The organism is Jiangella asiatica, from assembly GCF_004349065.1.
Classification (GTDB): domain Bacteria; phylum Actinomycetota; class Actinomycetes; order Jiangellales; family Jiangellaceae; genus Jiangella; species Jiangella asiatica.
Map to the genome: position 1 here is coordinate 24,674 of NZ_SMKZ01000042.1, position 17,155 is coordinate 41,828.

Sequence of the window (17,155 nt, forward strand, 5' to 3'; positions counted from 1 at the left end):
CCGGCCGTGCTGGTTTACCGGCCGGCGCCGGTTCCCGATGCGGGCCCTAACCGTAGGCGATCTCGGAGACGATCTTCAGCCGAACGGCTGCCATCACGAGGATTGTGCGCGCGCCACGAGTCACCTGTGTCGTCCGTGCGACACGAGATTTCGTGGTGAACGTAATCCGGAAATGATCACGTTCAGCAGGATCCCCCGAGCGTCACCATGATTGCGAGCATGGTGTGACACGACATTTCGTGCTGAACGTGATCATTTCGGGGGTCCCGCGCGCCCACCGATGCAGCAGGTGAGCCTCATGTGCCGCGGAGGCGAGGTCCGGCGGCGTGGTCAGCGGACGTCGGTGCCGGTCACGAGGTCGGGGTTGGCAGCGAGGAAGGTGTCCATGTCGTCGGCGGTGAGGGCCGCCCACAGCTCGTCGGCGCGCGCCTCGTCGTAGACGACGATGCTCTGCGACCCGGCCCAGCCGGTGCCGTCGGTGGGCACCGTCAGGAACGTCATGTCGTCGGCGCGCAGGCTGTTCATGGACAGCGCGAGCTCGACCATGCCGAAGGCGGACAGCTCGTCGTCGACGCGAGCGGCCTGGCCGATGGCGCCGGCGATGCCGTTCACCTTGCCCGGGTCGGTGAGCGTCCCGGACGAGATCAGCTCGTTCATGAGCGCGCGCAGGTAGTTCTGCTGGCGTTTGACGCGGTCGAAGTCGCCGCCGGGCAGGTCCTTGCGGTCGCGGACGTACTGCAGCGCCGTGGCGCCGTCGAGCGTGTGCGTGCCGGCGGGCAGGACGGTGTCATCGGCCAGCACCGTGTCCTCGTCGAACGTCATGGTGACGCCGCCGAGCTCGTCGGTGAGCGCTTCGAAGCCGTTCCAGTCGATCAGCGCGAGGTGATCGATGCGGATGCCCGTGAGCTGCTCGACGGTCTGCACGAACAGGGCCGGGCCGCCGAGCGAGTACGCGGCATTGATCTTGTTCTCGCCCTGCCCGGGGATCTCGATGAAGGTGTCACGGGGGATTGAGACGAGGTAGCCGCGGTCCCGGCCCTGCGGGAAGTGCGCCAGCATGATGGTGTCGGTGCGGGCGGCGCCGGGCTCGTACACGTCCACCTTGTTCTCGCCGTCCAGTCCGCCCAGCAGGAACGTGATGCTGTCGCCGGGCAGCTCGGCCGGCCGTTCCTCCTCGGGGATGTCGAAGGCGTCCGGGATGCGTTCGATGTTCGACGACAGGCGGTTGACGAACCAGAACGCGCCTCCCGCCGCGGCCAGGACGAGCACCAACAGGGTGACGAGCACGATGATGAGGATGCGACGGTTGCGACGGCGGCGCGGTCGGTCGCGCGCGGGCGTCGCGGCACCGGACGTGGCGGCGTCACCTGGCTCGTGATCGGCGGTCGGGTTCGACATGGCTCCAGAGGGTACGGTTCGCGGCTGGGACGAGAGCGGAGGACACCCCAGCTCGCGGGCACCTCCCTTCGGATGACGCACGAGCGGCCGTCGGGGTTGCGTCGAGCGCGCTGTCGGCCGCAGCCCGTACCATCCACGTACTCGACACACCCGACCCGGAGGCACCGTGAGCCCAGATCCCGACTGCCTGTTCTGCAAGATCGTCGCCGGGGAGATCCCGACGAACGTCGTGCGTGAGTCGGAGCGGACGCTGGCCTTCCGCGACGTCTCGCCGCAGGCGCCCACGCACGTCCTGGTCGTACCTCGCGATCATCATCGCGACGTCGCCGAGCTGGCCGAGGCCGCGCCGGAGACGCTGGCCGAACTGGTAAGTACCGCGAAGGCGGTGGCCGACGACGAGGGAATCGAGGCCCACCGGCTGGTGTTCAACACTGGGGCCGAGGCCGGTCAGTCGGTCTTCCACGTGCACGGACATGTGCTCGGCGGTCGACGCATGACCTGGCCGCCCGGCTGAGTCCAGCCGTGAAACAGGGCAGCGGTGTCGGCGGGCCCGGGTAGCATGACAAGAACCATCAGCAGCAGGACACCGAGACCGAAGGTAGGCGTGAACAGGCCCGGCGTGGCCGACCCATGACGAAGACAGAACAGGCCGAACAGCAGGCCGCCCAGCACACCATCGTCATCCCGGCGAGCATCTCCATGGTGAGTCTGCTCGGCTCCGGTGACGAACTGATCAGGGTCGTCGAGGCGTCGTTCCCCGACGTCGACATCCACGTGCGCGGCAACCAGATCACCATGACCGGCCTGCCGGGCGACATGGCCGAGGCCGAGGCCGCTATCGACGAGATGGTGGCCGTGCTGCGCACCGGTCAGGGCCTGACACCCGAAGCGGTCGAGCGGACGGTGTCCATGCTGCGCTCCCGCGTCAGTGAGCGTCCCGCCGACGTCCTGACCGCGAACATCCTGTCCAACCGCGGGCGTACCATCCGCCCCAAGACGCTGAACCAGAAGCGCTACGTCGACGCCATCGACCGGCACACCGTCATCTTCGGCATCGGGCCGGCCGGCACCGGCAAGACGTATCTCGCCGTCGCGAAGGCGGTGCAGGCGCTGCAGGCCAAGCAGGTCAGCCGCATCCTGCTGACCCGCCCGGCCATCGAGGCCGGCGAGCGGCTGGGCTTCCTGCCAGGCACTCTGTCGGAGAAGATCGACCCGTATCTGCGCCCGCTGTACGACGCGCTGCACGACATGATGGACCCCGCCTCGATCCCGCGGCTCATGACCGAGGGCACCATCGAGGTCGCGCCGCTGGCGTACATGCGCGGTCGCACGCTCAACGACGCGTTCGTCATCCTCGACGAGGCGCAGAACACCTCGGCCGAGCAGATGAAGATGTTCCTCACCCGCCTGGGCTTCGGCTCGAAGGTCGTGGTCACCGGCGACGTCACCCAGGTCGACCTGCCGGCCGGCACCACCAGCGGGCTGCGCGTCGTCCAGGACATCCTCGACGGCATCGACGACGTCGACTTCTGCCGGCTCACCAGTCACGACGTCGTCCGCCACCGGCTGGTGGGCGAGATCGTCGAGGCGTACAGCCGCTACGACGCCGCGCAGGAGGCGGCACAGGGGAACGGGCGGTCCCGGGTTCCCGGTCGGCGGCCGTGACCATCGAGGTCAACAACGAGTCCGGGGCCGAGGTCGACGAGAAGACTCTGTCCGACCTCGCCCGGTTCGTTCTCGACCACCAACGCATCCATCCGGCCGCCGAGCTGGCCATCCTGCTCGTCGACACCGCCACGATGGAACAGCTGCACGTGCAGTGGATGGACGAGCCCGGCCCCACCGACGTGCTCTCCTTCCCCATGGACGAGCTGCGGCCCACGCCCGAGGACGGCGAGCCGGAGCCGGGCCTGCTCGGCGACGTCGTGCTCTGCCCCGACGTCGCCGCCACTCAAGCCAAGGCCGCCGGCCACAGCACCGCCGACGAGCTGGAGCTGCTGACGGCGCACGGCATCCTGCACCTGCTCGGCTACGACCACGCCGAGCCGGAGGAGGAGAAAGAGATGTTCGGTCTGCAGAAGCAGCTGCTCACCGACTGGCGCAAGGCGCGGAGCGACCGCTGATGGTCGCCTCAGGTCTGCCTGACGTGGTCGGTGCCGCCGGCCTCGTGGGAGCGGCGGACGTCCACGGATCTGCCAGCGGTACGTCCATCGCCTGGCTGCTCGGATCTGCCGCCGTGCTGGTGGTCGTCGCCGGCCTGATCGCGATGGCCGAAGCGGCGCTGTCGTCGTTCTCCCGCGCCCGCGCGGAGGAGCTGCGGCGTGAGGGCCGGCGCGGGTCCGCCGCGCTCTCCCGGGTCACCGCCGACCCCGTTCCCGCCCTCAACACCGCGTTGTTGCTGCGGATGGCCACCGAGATCTCCGCGGTCGTCCTGGTGGCTGTCGTCTGCGAGGAGTACTTCGACCCGTGGTGGCAGACGCTGCTGGTCGCGGCGGGCGCCATGGTGGTCGTGTCGTTCGTCGTCATCGGCGTCGCGCCGCGCACCATCGGCCGGCAGCACGCCGACGGCGTCGCGCTCGCCGTCTGCGGCCCGCTGCTGAGCCTCACCCGCGTCCTCGGGCCCATCGCGCGACTCCTGATCCTGCTGGGCAACGCCCTCACCCCGGGCAAGGGCTTCCGTGAGGGACCGTTCGCCACCGAGGCCGAGCTGCGCGAGCTCGTCGACCTCGCCGAGGCCGGTCGCATCATCGAGTCCGGTGAGCGGCAGATGATCCACTCGGTGTTCGAGCTGGGCGACACCCTCGTGCGCGAGGTCATGGTGCCGCGTACCGACGTCGTGTACATCGAGGCGGGCAAGACGCTGCGGCAGTTCCAGTCGCTGGCGCTGCGCAGCGGGTTCAGCCGCATCCCCGCCGTCGGCCCGGGTGGCCTGGACGACATCATCGGCATCGTCTACCTCAAGGACGTCGCTCGCCGGCTCTACGACAACCGCGACGCCGAGTCCGTCGAGCGAGTCGAGTCGGTGGTGCGGCCGGCCTTCTTCGTGCCCGACTCCAAACCGGCCGACGACCTCCTGCGCGAGATGCAGGCGCAGCGCACGCACGTCGCCGTCGTCGTCGACGAGTACGGCGGCACCGCCGGCCTGGTCACCATCGAGGACATCCTCGAGGAGATCGTCGGCGAGATCACCGACGAGTACGACGTCGACGAGGTCGGCGTCCAGACGCTCGAAGACGGCGTCGTACGGGTCAGCTCCCGGCTCCACGTCGACGATCTCGGCGAGTTGTTCGGCATCGAGCTGTCCGACGACGACGTAGACACCGTGGGCGGCCTCATGGCCAAGTACCTCGGCCGGGTTCCCATCCCCGGCGCCGAGGTCGATGTCGCCGGGCTGCACCTGGTCGCCGAGGGTCCGGCCGGCCGGCGCAACCGCATCGGAACCGTACGGGCCAGCCGGCGCGTTCACGTCACCGAAACCCAGCCGCACGAGGAGCACGCGTGAGCGACGCACTGGACCCGGAGGACGCGAAGATCCTGACGCTTGCCCGGTCCGCCCGGGCCCGCGCCGGAGCGCCGGGCGGCGCCGCGGTGCGCGATCTGGACGGCCGCACGTACGCCGCGGCCGACGTCGGGCTGCCGTCGCTGCGTTTGACCGCATTGCAGGTAGCGGTCGCCAGCGCCGTCTCCAGCGGCGCCACCGGACTGGAGGCGGCGGCCGTCGTCACCGAGGCCGTCGCCGACCCTGTCGACGTGGCCGCGGCCGCCGATCTGGGCGGGCCTGGGGTCCCGGTGTTCGTGGCCGGTCCCGACGGCACGCCGATCACGACCCTCCGGACGTAGATATCGGCTCCCGAGTGCGCTAACGTGCGGCCGTCCGAGTCCGGCGATGTCCTGCACTTCCGCCCGGCGGAACCAGGCGAACCACCCGGCGCGACCGGCCGAGGCGATCGATCGAGACGGAGAGACGAATAATGAACTTCTGCAGCAACTGCGGGGCGCCGGCCACCGGCACGGCCTACTGCGGCAACTGCGGCAAACCGTTGACGGCGGAGACGACCGCGGCGACCGGCGCGGGGGCAGCCGGCGCGGCCGCCACCGGTACCGGCACAGCCGGTCCCACCGCCGGTCAGCCCGGTGGCCCGCAGCCAGGAACGCAGTCCGTCGCCGCCGAGCCGGCGCGCGCCAACCCGTTCGCCGACATCCCGGTGCTCGACTACGTCCGCGACGTGGTCGCGCTCATCCTCCTGCTCGTCTCCTTCGGCATGCCGTGGGACCTCTCCGACTCCACGACCGACAAGATCTACGTCGTCCTCGTGACGCTGCTGTCGATCGTGTCGCTGTCGCTGCCGTACCTGAAGCGCGGCGGCGTGTTGCCGTTGTCCTGGGGGACCGCGGAGCTGCGGCTGGCCCGGCTCGCGGCCAACGCGCCGTACGTCGTCGTCGTCCTCATCACCTTGGTGCTGGGCTATGTCGGCGAGAACGACGGTGACGGCATCGGCGTCGGCGTCGCGTTCGGCCTGGCCGGCGCGCTGCTCGCGGCACAGGGCCGACGGGCCGAGCAGACGCCCGCCGACGGCGGCGACGGCGTGCTCTGGCGCTGGATCGCGCTCGGCATCGGCGCCGTGTTCGCGCTGGTAACCGTCATCAGCTTGATCATCTTCCTGACCGACGACGCCGAGGCGTTCGACTGGGAGCAGGTCACCTTCTTCGTGGTGGTCATGCTGGGGATGCTGGCGCTGGCCGCCCTGCCGCTGTGGGGTGCGGTACGCGGCGACGCGGGATGGCGCGACGTGCTGATCGTGCTGGGCCTGGTGGCGCTGTTCGTCAACGTGTGGCAGCAGGGCGCCGACGAGACCATGCGCGACGCGTGGAGCCTCAGCCACATCGGCCCAATGCTCGTCCTGGTTCCGGCGCTGGGCGCCGCCATCGCCGCGCCGGGGCTGGCCTCGCGGTTCCCGTCGAACGCCGGCGCCGCGCACTGGGTCGCCGTCGCCACTCGGCTGTTCCTGCTGGCGATGTTCGCCGCGGCCGTCGGTGTCGTGCTGTACGTCCTCTACATGGTCGGCATCGATGACGGCCGCGGTGTCGCCATCGTGGTCTTGGTGCTGCTGCTGATCTCGGCGCTGGCCGCGCTGGTCGGCCGCAACGCGCTGGTCCGCGCGCCGAACCAGGGCCGGGCCGTGGCCGTCGTCGCCGCCAGCGTGCTCATCCTGCTCGGCATCGTCATCGCCTCCGTGCTCGGCGGGTCCGACGAGGGCTTCGTCGGCGAGTCCGACGCCGTCATCCTCAGCGTCCTGTGGTGGTTCGGGGTCGCGGTGATCGTGGTGCTGACGGCGCCCGGCTCGGTCCGGCGCGAGTTCGGCCCGGTCGGCGCGAGCCAGCTCAACCTCAGCAGCGTCCTGCCCGGGAACGGCCCCGATGCGGCGAAGTCGAAGGCCGACACGGGTGCCGCTGGGGGCGCTGGAGCTGCTGCTGGTGCCGCGGCGGCGACCGCCGGGCGGGAACGGCCCAGCGCCGATGTTCCCGCCAGCCCTTCGGTTCCAGTCGACCGGCCAGCCGAGAAGCCGGCCGCTGAGAAGGCCGCTGAGGACGCCACGGAGAGGCCCGCCGAGTCCGCGGAGGAGTCCGCGGCCAGGGCCGACGGCGCGAAGGACGTCCCCGCAACCGAGGAGCCGACGGCTCCGGCCGGCGAGACCGAGAAGACGCCGGAGGGTGCCGCCGGCGCCGCGGGTGCTGGTGCGGTCGCGCCGGGGCCGAGCGAAGAGCAGGTCCGCGGCGGCCTCGACGCTCCCGACGAGGCTCCGGCCGAGGACAAGGGCCGCTCGCGCGACGCCGAACGCCTCGGCGGGGCCGAGAGCCCCGGTCCGGTCAGCGGCCTGGCCGTCGGCGAGCCGGAGGCCGACGACGCCGAGACGCGTGTTCAGCCGAGCGTCGAGCCGCCGACCAAGGTCGACCAGCCGGCCGTCACCGAGTCCGGCTTCGACGCCCGCACCGCGCTGGACCCGAACACGCCGCTACAGACGCTGGCCGACATCGCCGCCCAGGAGCCGAGCCTGCGCAAGTACGTCGCCGCCAACCCGTCGACGTACCCGGAGCTGCTCACCTGGCTCGGCCAGCTGGGCGACCCCGAGGTCGACGAGGCACTGCGCCGCCGCGGCCTCTGAGCACCACCGCCGACGCCGGCTGGGCCACCGCCCAGCCGGCGTCGCCGCGTCCAGGCGCGCCGCCGTCCCGCTCTCCCGCCCCCTGTGGATCACGGCCCAAGCGCCTTCCGGGACGATCCGAAGGCGTGTCAGGCCATGATCAACAGAGCAAGGGCGGTGTCGACGGCGAGTGAAGCCGGGCGGGTGACCCCGTCGGGCGGTGGTCAGGGGCGCTGGAGGATGGCGGTGAGGGCGTCGGCGGCTGCGCGGCGGACTCCGCCGAGGTCGGCGCCGTCGACGAGCGCGGCGATGACGGCGCCGTCGACCACGGCCAGGACCACCTGTGCCGGCACGCCGGCGTCCAGGCCGGACCGCTCCAGGACGGTCTCGACGTGCTGGAGCGCGGCGGCGTTGGTGCGTCGCGCGGCGTCGGCGAGCACGGGCTCGCGGGCAGCGTGGATGTAGCGCTCGTACCAGGCGACCAGGGCGTCGTACTCGCCCGGGGTGAGCAGCGAGGCGATGATGCGGGCGACGGCCGGGCCGGTGCGTCGCCGGGCGGGAAGCGCCTCGACGGCGGAGCGCATGCGGGCCGCGTCGGCGTCGGCGAGAGCGTCGACGGCGGCGCGGCGCAGGTCGGCGAGGTCGGCGAAGTAGTAGGTCGTCGCGCCGAGGGCGACCCCGGCGCGGGCGGCGACGGCGCGGTGGCTGACCGCCTCCAGGCCGCTGGTCAGCAGGATCTCTGTGGCCGCGCGGATGAGGTCGGCGCGGCGCTGTTCGCCTTTGGCGGTGGTCATCAATGCGCCGTCCCGCCGGCGAGGTTGAGGAGGACCACCCCGCCAACGATCAGCCCGATGGCGCTGATGCGCAGCATCGACGCGGGGTCGTTCATGAACAGCATGCCGACGATGGCGGTGCCGGCGGCGCCGATGCCGGTCCAGACGGCGTAGGCGGTGCCGACGGGCAGGTCGCGCAGCCCGATTCCGAGCAGCACCATGCTGATGATCACGGAGATCGCGAAGCTCAGCGTCCACCAGAGCCGGGAGAATCCCTGCGACTCCTTCAGCGAGACGGCGAACGCGGTCTCGAACAGCCCGCCGACGATCACGTACAGCCATGCCATGGTGCATCCTCCAGTTCGACTGTCTTGTACGAGCGTACAAGAAAACCTGTACGGTCGTCCAAGGCGGCGACAGTCGGCGCCGGGGGATGGGAGACTCGACCCGTGATCGGTGACAACGGCGACCAGTCCGCCCGGCCCTTCCGCTCCGGCTTCGCCTGCTTCGTCGGACGGCCCAACGCGGGCAAGTCCACGCTGACCAACGCGGTGGTCGGCGAGAAGATCGCCATCACGTCGAACCGCCCACAAACCACCCGGCACGCCATCCGCGGCATCGTCCACCGCGAGCACGGCCAGCTGGTCGTCGTCGACACCCCGGGCCTGCACCGGCCGCGCACCCTGCTCGGCCAACGGCTCAACGACCTCGTCCGCTCCACCTGGGCCGAGGTCGATGTCATCGGCGTCTGCATCCCGGCCAACGAGACCATCGGTCCCGGTGACCGCTTCATCGCCCGCGAGGTTGCCGCCATCGGCCGAACGCCGAAGGTCGCCGTCGTCACCAAGTCCGACCTCGTCGGCGGCGACCGCCTGGCCCAGCAGCTTGCCGCCGTCGCTCAGCTGGGGGAGGAGACCGGCACCGAGTGGGCCGAGGTCGTTCCCGTCTCGGCGACCGATCGACTAGCGGCCTTGGCGAAGAAAAGTGCCTCGGCCGGGGCTGACCGCGTCGAGCTGCTGACCGGCCTCCTGCTCGACCAGCTACCGGAGGGCCCGCCGCTGTATCCAGACGGGGAGCTGACCGACGAGCCGGAGGAGACGCTGGTCGCGGAGCTGGTGCGCGAGGCGGCGCTGGAGGGCGTGCGCGACGAGCTGCCGCACTCCATCGCCGTCGTCGTCGAGGAGATGATCCCGCGCGAGGACCGGCCGGCCGACCGCCCGCTGCTGGACGTCCACGTCAACCTCTATGTGGAGCGCGACAGCCAGAAGGCCATCGTCATCGGACGCAAGGGCGCTCGGCTACGCGACGTCGGCACCCGGGCGCGCACCCAGATCGAGCGGCTGCTCGGGACGCCGGTCTACCTCGACCTGCACGTCAAAATCGCCAAGGACTGGCAGCGGGATCCGAAGCAACTTGGTCGCCTGGGCTTCTGATGGGCCGCAGGGCCGGGTGATGCCGGCCCCGCCCGCGGGGGCTCGTTCCTCACCCCCGATGCCCGACCGAACCCTGGCCGGCATCACCCGGCCCTTGGGCCCGCTGTGGTCGCCGCGGCCCCGTTGTTCCAGGTGAGAAAGGGGACGACGGCTGCCAGGAAGTCCGCTGGCCGGGTGGTGTGCACCTGGTGACCGGCGTCGATGGTCACGAGGGTCGCGGCAGGCATCAGCGCCGCCATCCGGGCGATCTTGTCCTGGGGGATCTGGCTTCGCGGACCGCCGGCGATGACCAACGTCGGCGTCGTGAGCCCGGGCAGCAGGGACGGCCAGGAGGGGTCAGGGGTGCGGACCTGTGACTTGACCGTCGTGAGCACCGCCCAGTCGTAGGGCAGATCGCCGTCCGGGCGCGGCCCGACGGTGACGTCGTCGCGCGGCCACGGCGGAGGTGTTTCCTCCAGGACCAGCCGGCGGACGCGGTCGGGGTGCGCTGCCGCGAACTGGTAGCCGACGACCCCGCCCATGGAGTGACCGACGACGTCGGCTCGCTCGAAGCCGAGCGCGTCGAGGAGACCGAGAAGGTCGTCGCGCATCAGCTCGAAGGAGTACGACGGCGTCCGCGCGCTGTCGCCGTGTCCACGCGCGTCGTACGCGTACACGGTCCGGCCGTCGGCCAGCGGCGGCCCCATGTCGTCCCAGGTGGAAGCGTCGCCGCCGACGCCGTGCAACAGCACGACGGGCACCCCGTCCGCATCGCCCCACTGCCGGTACGCCAGGTCCACGCCGTCGACGGTTCGCAGGTTCGTCACCCGCACACGGTACTGGCGCGCGGGCGGGTCGCCAGGGGACGGTGCTACAGTCTGTGCCGTGCGGCGCTTCAGCCTCCTGCTTAGCTGCCGCGGTGGGGTCCGCTAGACCGGCTCCCTCATCGCGGTGAGTTCGCGCTGCCGGTCGCGCTTGCCCGACCACCCGCAGGAGCCCTCGCAATGACCCACTCTGACACCGCGCCGTCCTGGCCGCCGGCGCAACAAGCCTCGACGCTGCCCGTCCACCGGTACCGGCCCTTCCACGAGCAGATCGCCGTCGACCTGCCCGACCGCACCTGGCCAACCAAGCGGGTCCAAGCCGCGCCGCAATGGTGCGCCGTCGACCTGCGTGACGGCAACCAGGCGCTCATCGACCCGATGAACGCCGAGCGCAAGATGCGCATGTTCAAGCTCCTGGTCGCCATGGGTTACAAGGAGATCGAGGTCGGGTTCCCGGCCGCGAGCCAGACCGACTTCGACTTCGTCCGGCAGCTCATCGAGGGCGACCACATCCCCGACGGCGTCGTCATCCAGGTGCTGACCCAGTGCCGCGACCAGCTCATCGAGCGGACGTTCCAGTCACTCGTCGGTGCCCGCCAGGCCATCGTCCACCTGTACAACTCGACGTCCATCCTGCAGCGCCGCGTGGTGTTCGGGCTGGACCGCGACGGGATCACCGACATCGCCACCACCGGCGCGCGCACCGCGCAGAAGTACGCCGAGTCGATCACCCCGGGCACCGAGATCTACTGGGAGTACTCCCCGGAGTCCTACACCGGCACCGAGCTGGAGTACGCCGCGGAGATCTGCGGCGCCGTCGCCGATGTGCTCGAACCGACGCCGGACCGGAAGATGATCGTCAACCTGCCGGCGACGGTGGAGATGGCGACGCCGAACGTGTACGCCGACTCCATCGAGTGGATGCACCGCAACCTGCCGCACCGGGAATCGATGATCCTCTCCCTGCACCCGCACAACGACCGCGGGACGGCGGTCGCCGCGGCCGAGCTGGGGCTGCTGGCCGGCGCCGACCGCGTGGAGGGCTGCCTGTTCGGCAACGGCGAGCGCACCGGCAACGTCTGCCTGGTCACGTTGGGCATGAACCTGTTCACCCAAGGCATCGACCCGCGGATCGACTTCGGCGACATCGACGAGATCCGCCGCACGGTCGAGTACTGCAACCAGCTGCCGGTCCCCGAGCGGCACCCGTGGGGCGGCGACCTGGTCTACACGGCGTTCTCCGGCAGCCACCAGGACGCCATCAAGAAGGGCTTCGAGGCGCTCGAGCGCGACGCCAAGGAGGCCGGAGCCGCCATCGAGGACCACACCTGGGAGGTCCCGTACCTGCCGGTCGACCCCAAGGACGTCGGCCGCACGTACGAGGCGGTCATCCGGGTGAACTCCCAGTCCGGCAAGGGCGGCGTCGCCTACATCATGAAGAGCGAGCATCAGCTCGACCTGCCGCGCCGGCTCCAGATCGAGTTCTCCGGCGTCGTCCAAGGGCTCACCGACGGCGAGGGCGGCGAGGTCGAGCCGGAGCGGATGGGGCAGGTCTTCCGTGCGGAGTACCTCGACCGGCAGAAGCCCCTGGCGCTGAACTCGGTGCACACGTCGTCGGCCGCGGGGGAGCGGGACGCCCTCGAGGTCGCCGTCTACGTCGACGGCGCCCGGAAGGTGCTCACCGGCACCGGCGACGGGCCGATCGACGCGTTCATCGACGCCCTGTCCGGCATCGGCTACGACGTCCGCGTCCTCGACTACGCCGAACACGCACTCAGCTCCGGCGCCGACGCCAAGGCCGCGGCGTACCTCGAATGCACGGTCGGCGGCGACGTGTACTGGGGCGTCGGCATCGACGCGAACATCGTCACCGCGTCGCTCAAGGCGATCGTGAGCGCGGTGAACCGCGCCGCGGCCGCGTCGTCCTCGGCCTGACGGCGGCGACGGTCTGGCGAGAACGGCCCGACGACCGGCGCGAGCTGGCATCGAAATGATCACGTTCGGCACGAGATCTCGTGTCGCACCATGCTCGCAAGCCTCGTGATGCACGGGTGATCCTGCTGAACGTGATCATTCCTAGGTCCGACGCGGCCGCGGGGGCGAGGCGACAGGACGATATGACAACGGATGTGACACAACCGGACGTCTCTTGACAGGGGCAGAGGTATAGACCATCGTCGTCGCACTGTCGATCGTCGATCGCGTGTGACGCCGAGGAGCGACCATGGCCCTGCGCACCCGTAACCTCGTCATCCCGTTCGCCGCGGGCGCCCTGCTGGCCGGGGCGCCGGCGTTGCTGCACGCGGAACCGGACGCGACCGCTCCGCTCATACCCGAGGCCGAGGTCAGCGACCTTGCCGCAGACCTCGACAGCATCCTGGACGACCCACGGCTGGACGGGGGGCAGGCCTCCGTCGTCGTCCGGGACGCGGCGAGCGGCGAGACGCTGTACGAGCACGATCCGGACCAGCGGCTGATGCCGGCCTCGAATGAGAAGCTGCTGACCTCCGCGGTCGCGATGGACGTGCTGGGGCCCGGCTACACCTTCACGACGACGGTCGCAACGACCGGCCGGCAGACGGGGCCGATCCTGCGCGGCGACGTCCATCTGCGCGGCACCGGCGACCCGACCATGCTCGCCGCCGACTACGCCGAGCTCGCGGCCCGGATCGCCGACGACGGGGTTCGCGTCATCTCCGGGCGGGTGGTCGCCGACGACACCTGGTTCGACGACGTCCGCCTCGGCAACGACTGGGCGTGGGACGACGAGCCGTACTACTACGCGGCACCGGTGTCCGCGCTGACCGTGGCACCCGACACCGACTACGACGCAGGCACCGTCATCGTCAACGTCGACCCCGGGACCGCGCCGGGTCAACCGGCCACCGTCACCGTCACTCCGGACACCGACGTCGTCACGATCGTCAACGAGGCCACCACCGGCGCGGCCGGCAGCGGCAACGACGTCAGCGTCGAGCGCGAACACGGCAGCAACCGGATCGTGGTCCGCGGCTCGGTCGCCGCAGAGGGCAGCGGTACCGGCGAGTGGGCGAGCGTCTGGGAACCCACCGACTACGCCGCCGACGTGTTCACCAAGGCCCTCGCCGCCAACGGCGTGCGCGTCACCGGCGCGCCGGTCCGCGGCACCACCCCGGACGACGCGCGGGTGCTCGCCGAGCACACATCCATGCCGCTCAGCGAGCTGCTCGTGCCGTTCATGAAGCTCAGCAACAACGGCCACGCCGAGGTCCTGATCAAGGCGATGGGTCGCGAGGCGGCCGGCGCCGGCACCTGGGCGGCCGGGCTCGCCGTGCTCCGCTCGCAGCTGCCCGGCTACGGCGTCGACACCGCCACCGTCGCCAACCGGGACGGCTCCGGGCTGTCGCGGCGCAACCTCATCTCGTCCGCGGAGATCGCCGACCTGCTGGTCGCCGTCCAGGATCGGCCGTGGTTCGACACCTGGTACGAGGCGCTGCCGATCGCCGGCGTCTCGGACCGGATGACCGGCGGCACGCTGCGCTCGCGGATGGTGGGCACTCCGGCCTCCGGCAACGTGCACGCCAAGACCGGCTCGCTCACTGGCGCGTCGTCGCTGTCGGGCTACGTCGACGACGCGGACGGCCGGCGGCTGGTCTTCTCGATCATGCTGAACGACTACGTCAGCGGCAAACCCAGTGACCTGGAGGACGCGATCGCGGTCCGGCTGGCCCAGCACACCGAGGACGTCGCGGCCGCGGCCCGCACCGTCGAGGTGGAGATCCCTGCGGTCGAGCTGCCCGACGATGTGGAGTGCTCCTGGGCCAAGGCCTGCTGACAGCCCGGCCGGGCCGGCGTTTGACGATATGACCATGGTCGGTGACCATGGTGGCGTGACGATTGTGCCTGCCTCGCAGGTAGGGCCGGCCCCCGACGGCGCCGAGATCGGCGCCGGTCGGTTCAAGGCCGTGTGCCTACAGGTGCTCGACGAGGTCGCGGCCACCCGCCGGCCGGTCACCATCACCAAACGGGGCCGGCCGGTGGCGCGGTTGGTGCCCGTCGATCCGCCGGCGCCGCCGTTCGGCGCGCTCGCCGGCACGGTCGGCGAGTACGGCGATCTGGTCGCACCCGTCGACGACGAGTGGGACGCGTTGCGGTGATCGCGGAAGGCCGTACGCACGTGCTGCTCGACACGCACGTGCTGGTCTGGATGCTGGCCGGCGACGAACGGTTGTCCCGCGGAGTACGGCAGGTGATCGAGAACGCGTCATACGAGGACGGCGCCGACGTCTGCGCCATCAGCCTGTGGGAGGTGTCCATGCTGGCTGAGATGGGCCGCCTGCCGCTGTTCCGCGACGTCGGGACCTGGGTCGATCTGGTGGCCACGCATCCGGCACTGAACATCGTCCCGTTGGCCCCCGAGATCGCGGTGGCCAGCACTCGGCTGCCTGGTGAGCTGCACCGCGACCCGGCCGACCGCATGATCGTCGCGACCGCGTGCACGGTGAACGCGACCCTGGTCACGGCTGACCGTGCCCTGCTCGAGTACGGGGCGCAGGGCCACGTCCGGGTGCTCGCCGCCGCCTGAGGGCGGGCGCCGCATCCACCGCGATCCCGCTCCGAGCCGTCTCTCCGGGGCTCTCCCGCGGCCATGCGGGTCAAGGGCGCACACCTGGTGCGCGTGGTGGACGCGCCCGACTGCCGAGTGGTCGGAGTCGCCTTCCTCGAAGACGTGCTCGAAGAACTCGTCGACGCTGGGCAACGCGGCACGTGAACCACTGCCCGAATGCCCTGATGCTGCTCATGGAGACGGTGGTCGACGCCGCGTTACGGTCCGGGTCGGCCTCCGACGGAACAGGGACGGAACGGGCTAGGGTGGATGCGACGTGGGTGCAGGTGGAGGTTGTGTGGCTCTCTATCGTGACGAAGGGGTGGTCCTGCGCACCCAGAAGCTGGGTGAGGCCGACCGCATCGTCACGCTGCTGACCAGGGCCAACGGGCGCATCCGCGCGGTCGGCAAGGGGGTGCGGCGCACCACCAGCCGGTTCGGCGCGCGGCTCGAGCCGTTCATGCACGTCGACGCCCAGTTCGCCACCGGCCGCACGCTCGACATCGTCACCCAGGCCGAGACCATCGCGCCGTACGGCATGAGCATCACCGACGACTACGGCCGTTACACCACCGGCACCGCCATCCTGGAGACCGCCGAGCGGCTCACCGCAGAGGAGCGCGAGCCGGCCGTCCAGCACTACCTGCTGCTGGTGGGCGCGCTGCGGACGCTCGCCGGCGCCGAGCACGACCCCGGCCTGGTCCTCGACGCATACCTGTTGCGCGGGCTGTCCGTCGCCGGGTTCGCACCCAGCTTCGCCGACTGCGCCCGCTGCGACGCCGAGGGACCACACCGGCTGTTCTCAGTGCAGGCCGGCGGCGTGGTGTGCCGGTCGTGCCGGCCGTCCGGGACGGTCGCACCATCGCCGGACACCATCGCGCTGCTGGCGGCGCTGCTCACCGGTGATTGGGCGGTCGCCGACTCCAGCGAGCCGCGCACCCGGCGCGAGGCCAGCGGCATCACCGCGGCGTTCCTGCAGTGGCACCTGGAGCGAGGGCTGCGGTCGTTGGGCCTGGTGGAGCGGTGAGCCGTCGGGCACGTCGGGCGACCGGGAGGCTGGAGCGGTGAGGCGTACGTACACGCCCCCGACGCCGCATCCGTCGGGGGCGACCCCGCCGCCCGTGCCACGCGACCTGGTGCCGGCGCACGTGGCGCTGGTGATGGACGGCAACGGGCGCTGGGCCAATGCCCGCGGGTTGCCGCGCACCAAGGGCCACGAGGCCGGCGAGGCGGTGCTGCTCGACGTCATCCACGGCGCCATCGAGATCGGAATCCGGCACCTGTCGGTGTACGCCTTCTCCACCGAGAACTGGCGCCGGTCGCCGGAGGAGGTCCGCTTCCTCATGGGCTTCAACCGCACGGTCATCCGCCGCCGCCGCGACGAGCTCGACGCGCTGGGTGTGCGCATCCGCTGGGCGGGTCGGCGGCCGCGGCTGTGGAAGAGCGTCATCTCCGAGCTCGAGGATGCCGAGCGGCGCACCCGCGGCAACGACGCCATCACGCTGCAGTTCTGCGTCAACTACGGCGGACGGGCCGAGCTGGGCGATGCCGCGGCGGCGCTGGCGGCCGACGTCGCGGCCGGACGGCTGCGGGCGGACCGGGTGAACGAGCGAACTCTCGCGCGCTACCTCTACAACCCTGACCTGCCGGACGTCGACCTGTTCGTCCGGCCGTCGGGAGAGCAGCGCACGTCGAACTTCATGCTGTGGCAGTCCGCCTACGCCGAGATGGTCTTCCTGGACACGTTGTGGCCGGACTTCGATCGGCGGCGGTTGTGGGACGCGGTCGAGATCTACGCCCGGCGCGACCGGCGGTACGGGGGAGCGGACCCGCAAGCCCCGACGGTGTGACGCGGTCGCGTCGTCCGGGGGTCCGTGGGGTGCGCCCCGGGACGGGCGGTCGTTACCTCACCACCGAAGTTGGGGTCCGAGGGCTTGCTCTCGGCTGGGATCTGGTCACACCTATCCCGTCATCCACCCCCGGTGCTTGCCCAGGCGGAGCCGAGGGCCGTCGAGGGCGC

The 17,155-nt window shown here is 71.1% G+C and carries 18 protein-coding genes; 14 read left to right on the top strand and 4 right to left on the bottom strand.

Translation table 11 applies throughout. The features are described from left to right. Positions 1-330: 330 nt before the first annotated feature. Complete coding sequence (locus E1269_RS23375; protein ID WP_131899084.1) at positions 331-1,398, bottom strand: LCP family protein; 1,068 nt, start codon at positions 1,396-1,398, stop codon at positions 331-333. A gap of 166 nt (positions 1,399-1,564) precedes the next feature. Between E1269_RS23375 and E1269_RS23380 the strand changes: the two genes are divergently transcribed. The 6 genes from E1269_RS23380 to E1269_RS23405 all read left to right on the top strand — a co-directional run bounded on the left by E1269_RS23380 (position 1,565) and on the right by E1269_RS23405 (position 7,562). After that, complete coding sequence (locus E1269_RS23380) at positions 1,565-1,912, top strand: histidine triad nucleotide-binding protein (RefSeq protein ID WP_131899086.1); 348 nt, start codon at positions 1,565-1,567, stop codon at positions 1,910-1,912. A 116-nt stretch (positions 1,913-2,028) separates the two neighbouring features. Then, positions 2,029-3,063: a PhoH family protein gene (locus E1269_RS23385; RefSeq protein ID WP_131899088.1), complete on the top strand. Its 1,035-nt coding sequence runs from the start codon at positions 2,029-2,031 to the stop codon at positions 3,061-3,063. Further along, complete coding sequence (gene ybeY, locus E1269_RS23390) at positions 3,060-3,521, top strand: rRNA maturation RNase YbeY (protein WP_131899090.1); 462 nt, start codon at positions 3,060-3,062, stop codon at positions 3,519-3,521. The genes E1269_RS23385 and ybeY overlap by 4 nt, the downstream gene beginning before the upstream one ends. Continuing rightward, positions 3,521-4,900 (top strand): hemolysin family protein, encoded by a 1,380-nt coding sequence (locus E1269_RS23395; RefSeq protein WP_131899092.1) that lies wholly within the window; start codon positions 3,521-3,523, stop codon positions 4,898-4,900. Before ybeY ends, E1269_RS23395 begins: the two co-directional genes overlap by 1 nt. After that, the gene (locus tag E1269_RS23400; protein ID WP_131899094.1) at positions 4,897-5,238 is read left to right on the top strand and encodes a cytidine deaminase; all 342 of its coding nucleotides are present in this window, start codon (positions 4,897-4,899) and stop codon (positions 5,236-5,238) included. Before E1269_RS23395 ends, E1269_RS23400 begins: the two co-directional genes overlap by 4 nt. Before the next feature lie 131 nt (positions 5,239-5,369). Further along, entirely contained in the window at positions 5,370-7,562 is a 2,193-nt protein-coding gene (locus E1269_RS23405) for a zinc ribbon domain-containing protein (RefSeq protein ID WP_131899096.1), read from the top strand. Between the two features lie 203 nt (positions 7,563-7,765). Here the strand turns inward: E1269_RS23405 and E1269_RS23410 are convergent, their stop codons facing one another. Then, positions 7,766-8,335, bottom strand: a complete 570-nt coding sequence (locus E1269_RS23410) for a TetR/AcrR family transcriptional regulator (RefSeq protein ID WP_131899098.1) — start codon at positions 8,333-8,335, stop codon at positions 7,766-7,768. After that, entirely contained in the window at positions 8,335-8,661 is a 327-nt protein-coding gene (locus E1269_RS23415) for a DMT family transporter (protein ID WP_131899100.1), read from the bottom strand. The genes E1269_RS23410 and E1269_RS23415 overlap by 1 nt, the downstream gene beginning before the upstream one ends. Positions 8,662-8,763: 102 nt before the next feature. Here E1269_RS23415 and era point away from each other — a divergent pair, with 102 nt between their 5' ends. Next, complete coding sequence (gene era / locus E1269_RS23420; protein WP_131899102.1) at positions 8,764-9,747, top strand: GTPase Era; 984 nt, start codon at positions 8,764-8,766, stop codon at positions 9,745-9,747. Positions 9,748-9,830: 83 nt separating this feature from the next. On the opposite strand, the gene E1269_RS23425 is transcribed toward era, so the two are convergent. Then, complete coding sequence (locus tag E1269_RS23425) at positions 9,831-10,553, bottom strand: alpha/beta fold hydrolase (protein ID WP_203434004.1); 723 nt, start codon at positions 10,551-10,553, stop codon at positions 9,831-9,833. Between the two features lie 177 nt (positions 10,554-10,730). On the opposite strand from E1269_RS23425, the gene leuA reads away from it, so the two are divergent. From leuA to E1269_RS23455, 7 genes are all read left to right on the top strand, one after another. After that, entirely contained in the window at positions 10,731-12,485 is a 1,755-nt protein-coding gene (leuA, locus tag E1269_RS23430; RefSeq protein WP_131899106.1) for a 2-isopropylmalate synthase, read from the top strand. Between the two features lie 289 nt (positions 12,486-12,774). After that, positions 12,775-14,364 (top strand): D-alanyl-D-alanine carboxypeptidase/D-alanyl-D-alanine endopeptidase, encoded by a 1,590-nt coding sequence (gene dacB, locus E1269_RS23435; protein ID WP_131899108.1) that lies wholly within the window; start codon positions 12,775-12,777, stop codon positions 14,362-14,364. A 55-nt stretch (positions 14,365-14,419) separates the two neighbouring features. Beyond that, positions 14,420-14,686: a type II toxin-antitoxin system Phd/YefM family antitoxin gene (locus E1269_RS23440; protein ID WP_203434005.1), complete on the top strand. Its 267-nt coding sequence runs from the start codon at positions 14,420-14,422 to the stop codon at positions 14,684-14,686. Further along, positions 14,683-15,114, top strand: a complete 432-nt coding sequence (locus E1269_RS23445; protein ID WP_203434006.1) for a type II toxin-antitoxin system VapC family toxin — start codon at positions 14,683-14,685, stop codon at positions 15,112-15,114. The genes E1269_RS23440 and E1269_RS23445 overlap by 4 nt, the downstream gene beginning before the upstream one ends. Positions 15,115-15,177: 63 nt before the next feature. Further along, positions 15,178-15,300: a hypothetical protein gene (locus tag E1269_RS33910; RefSeq protein WP_275264627.1), complete on the top strand. Its 123-nt coding sequence runs from the start codon at positions 15,178-15,180 to the stop codon at positions 15,298-15,300. Positions 15,301-15,433: 133 nt separating this feature from the next. Then, complete coding sequence (gene recO, locus E1269_RS23450; protein ID WP_131899112.1) at positions 15,434-16,162, top strand: DNA repair protein RecO; 729 nt, start codon at positions 15,434-15,436, stop codon at positions 16,160-16,162. A gap of 37 nt (positions 16,163-16,199) precedes the next feature. Then, entirely contained in the window at positions 16,200-16,985 is a 786-nt protein-coding gene (locus E1269_RS23455) for an isoprenyl transferase (protein ID WP_131899114.1), read from the top strand. Positions 16,986-17,155 lie beyond the last annotated feature (170 nt).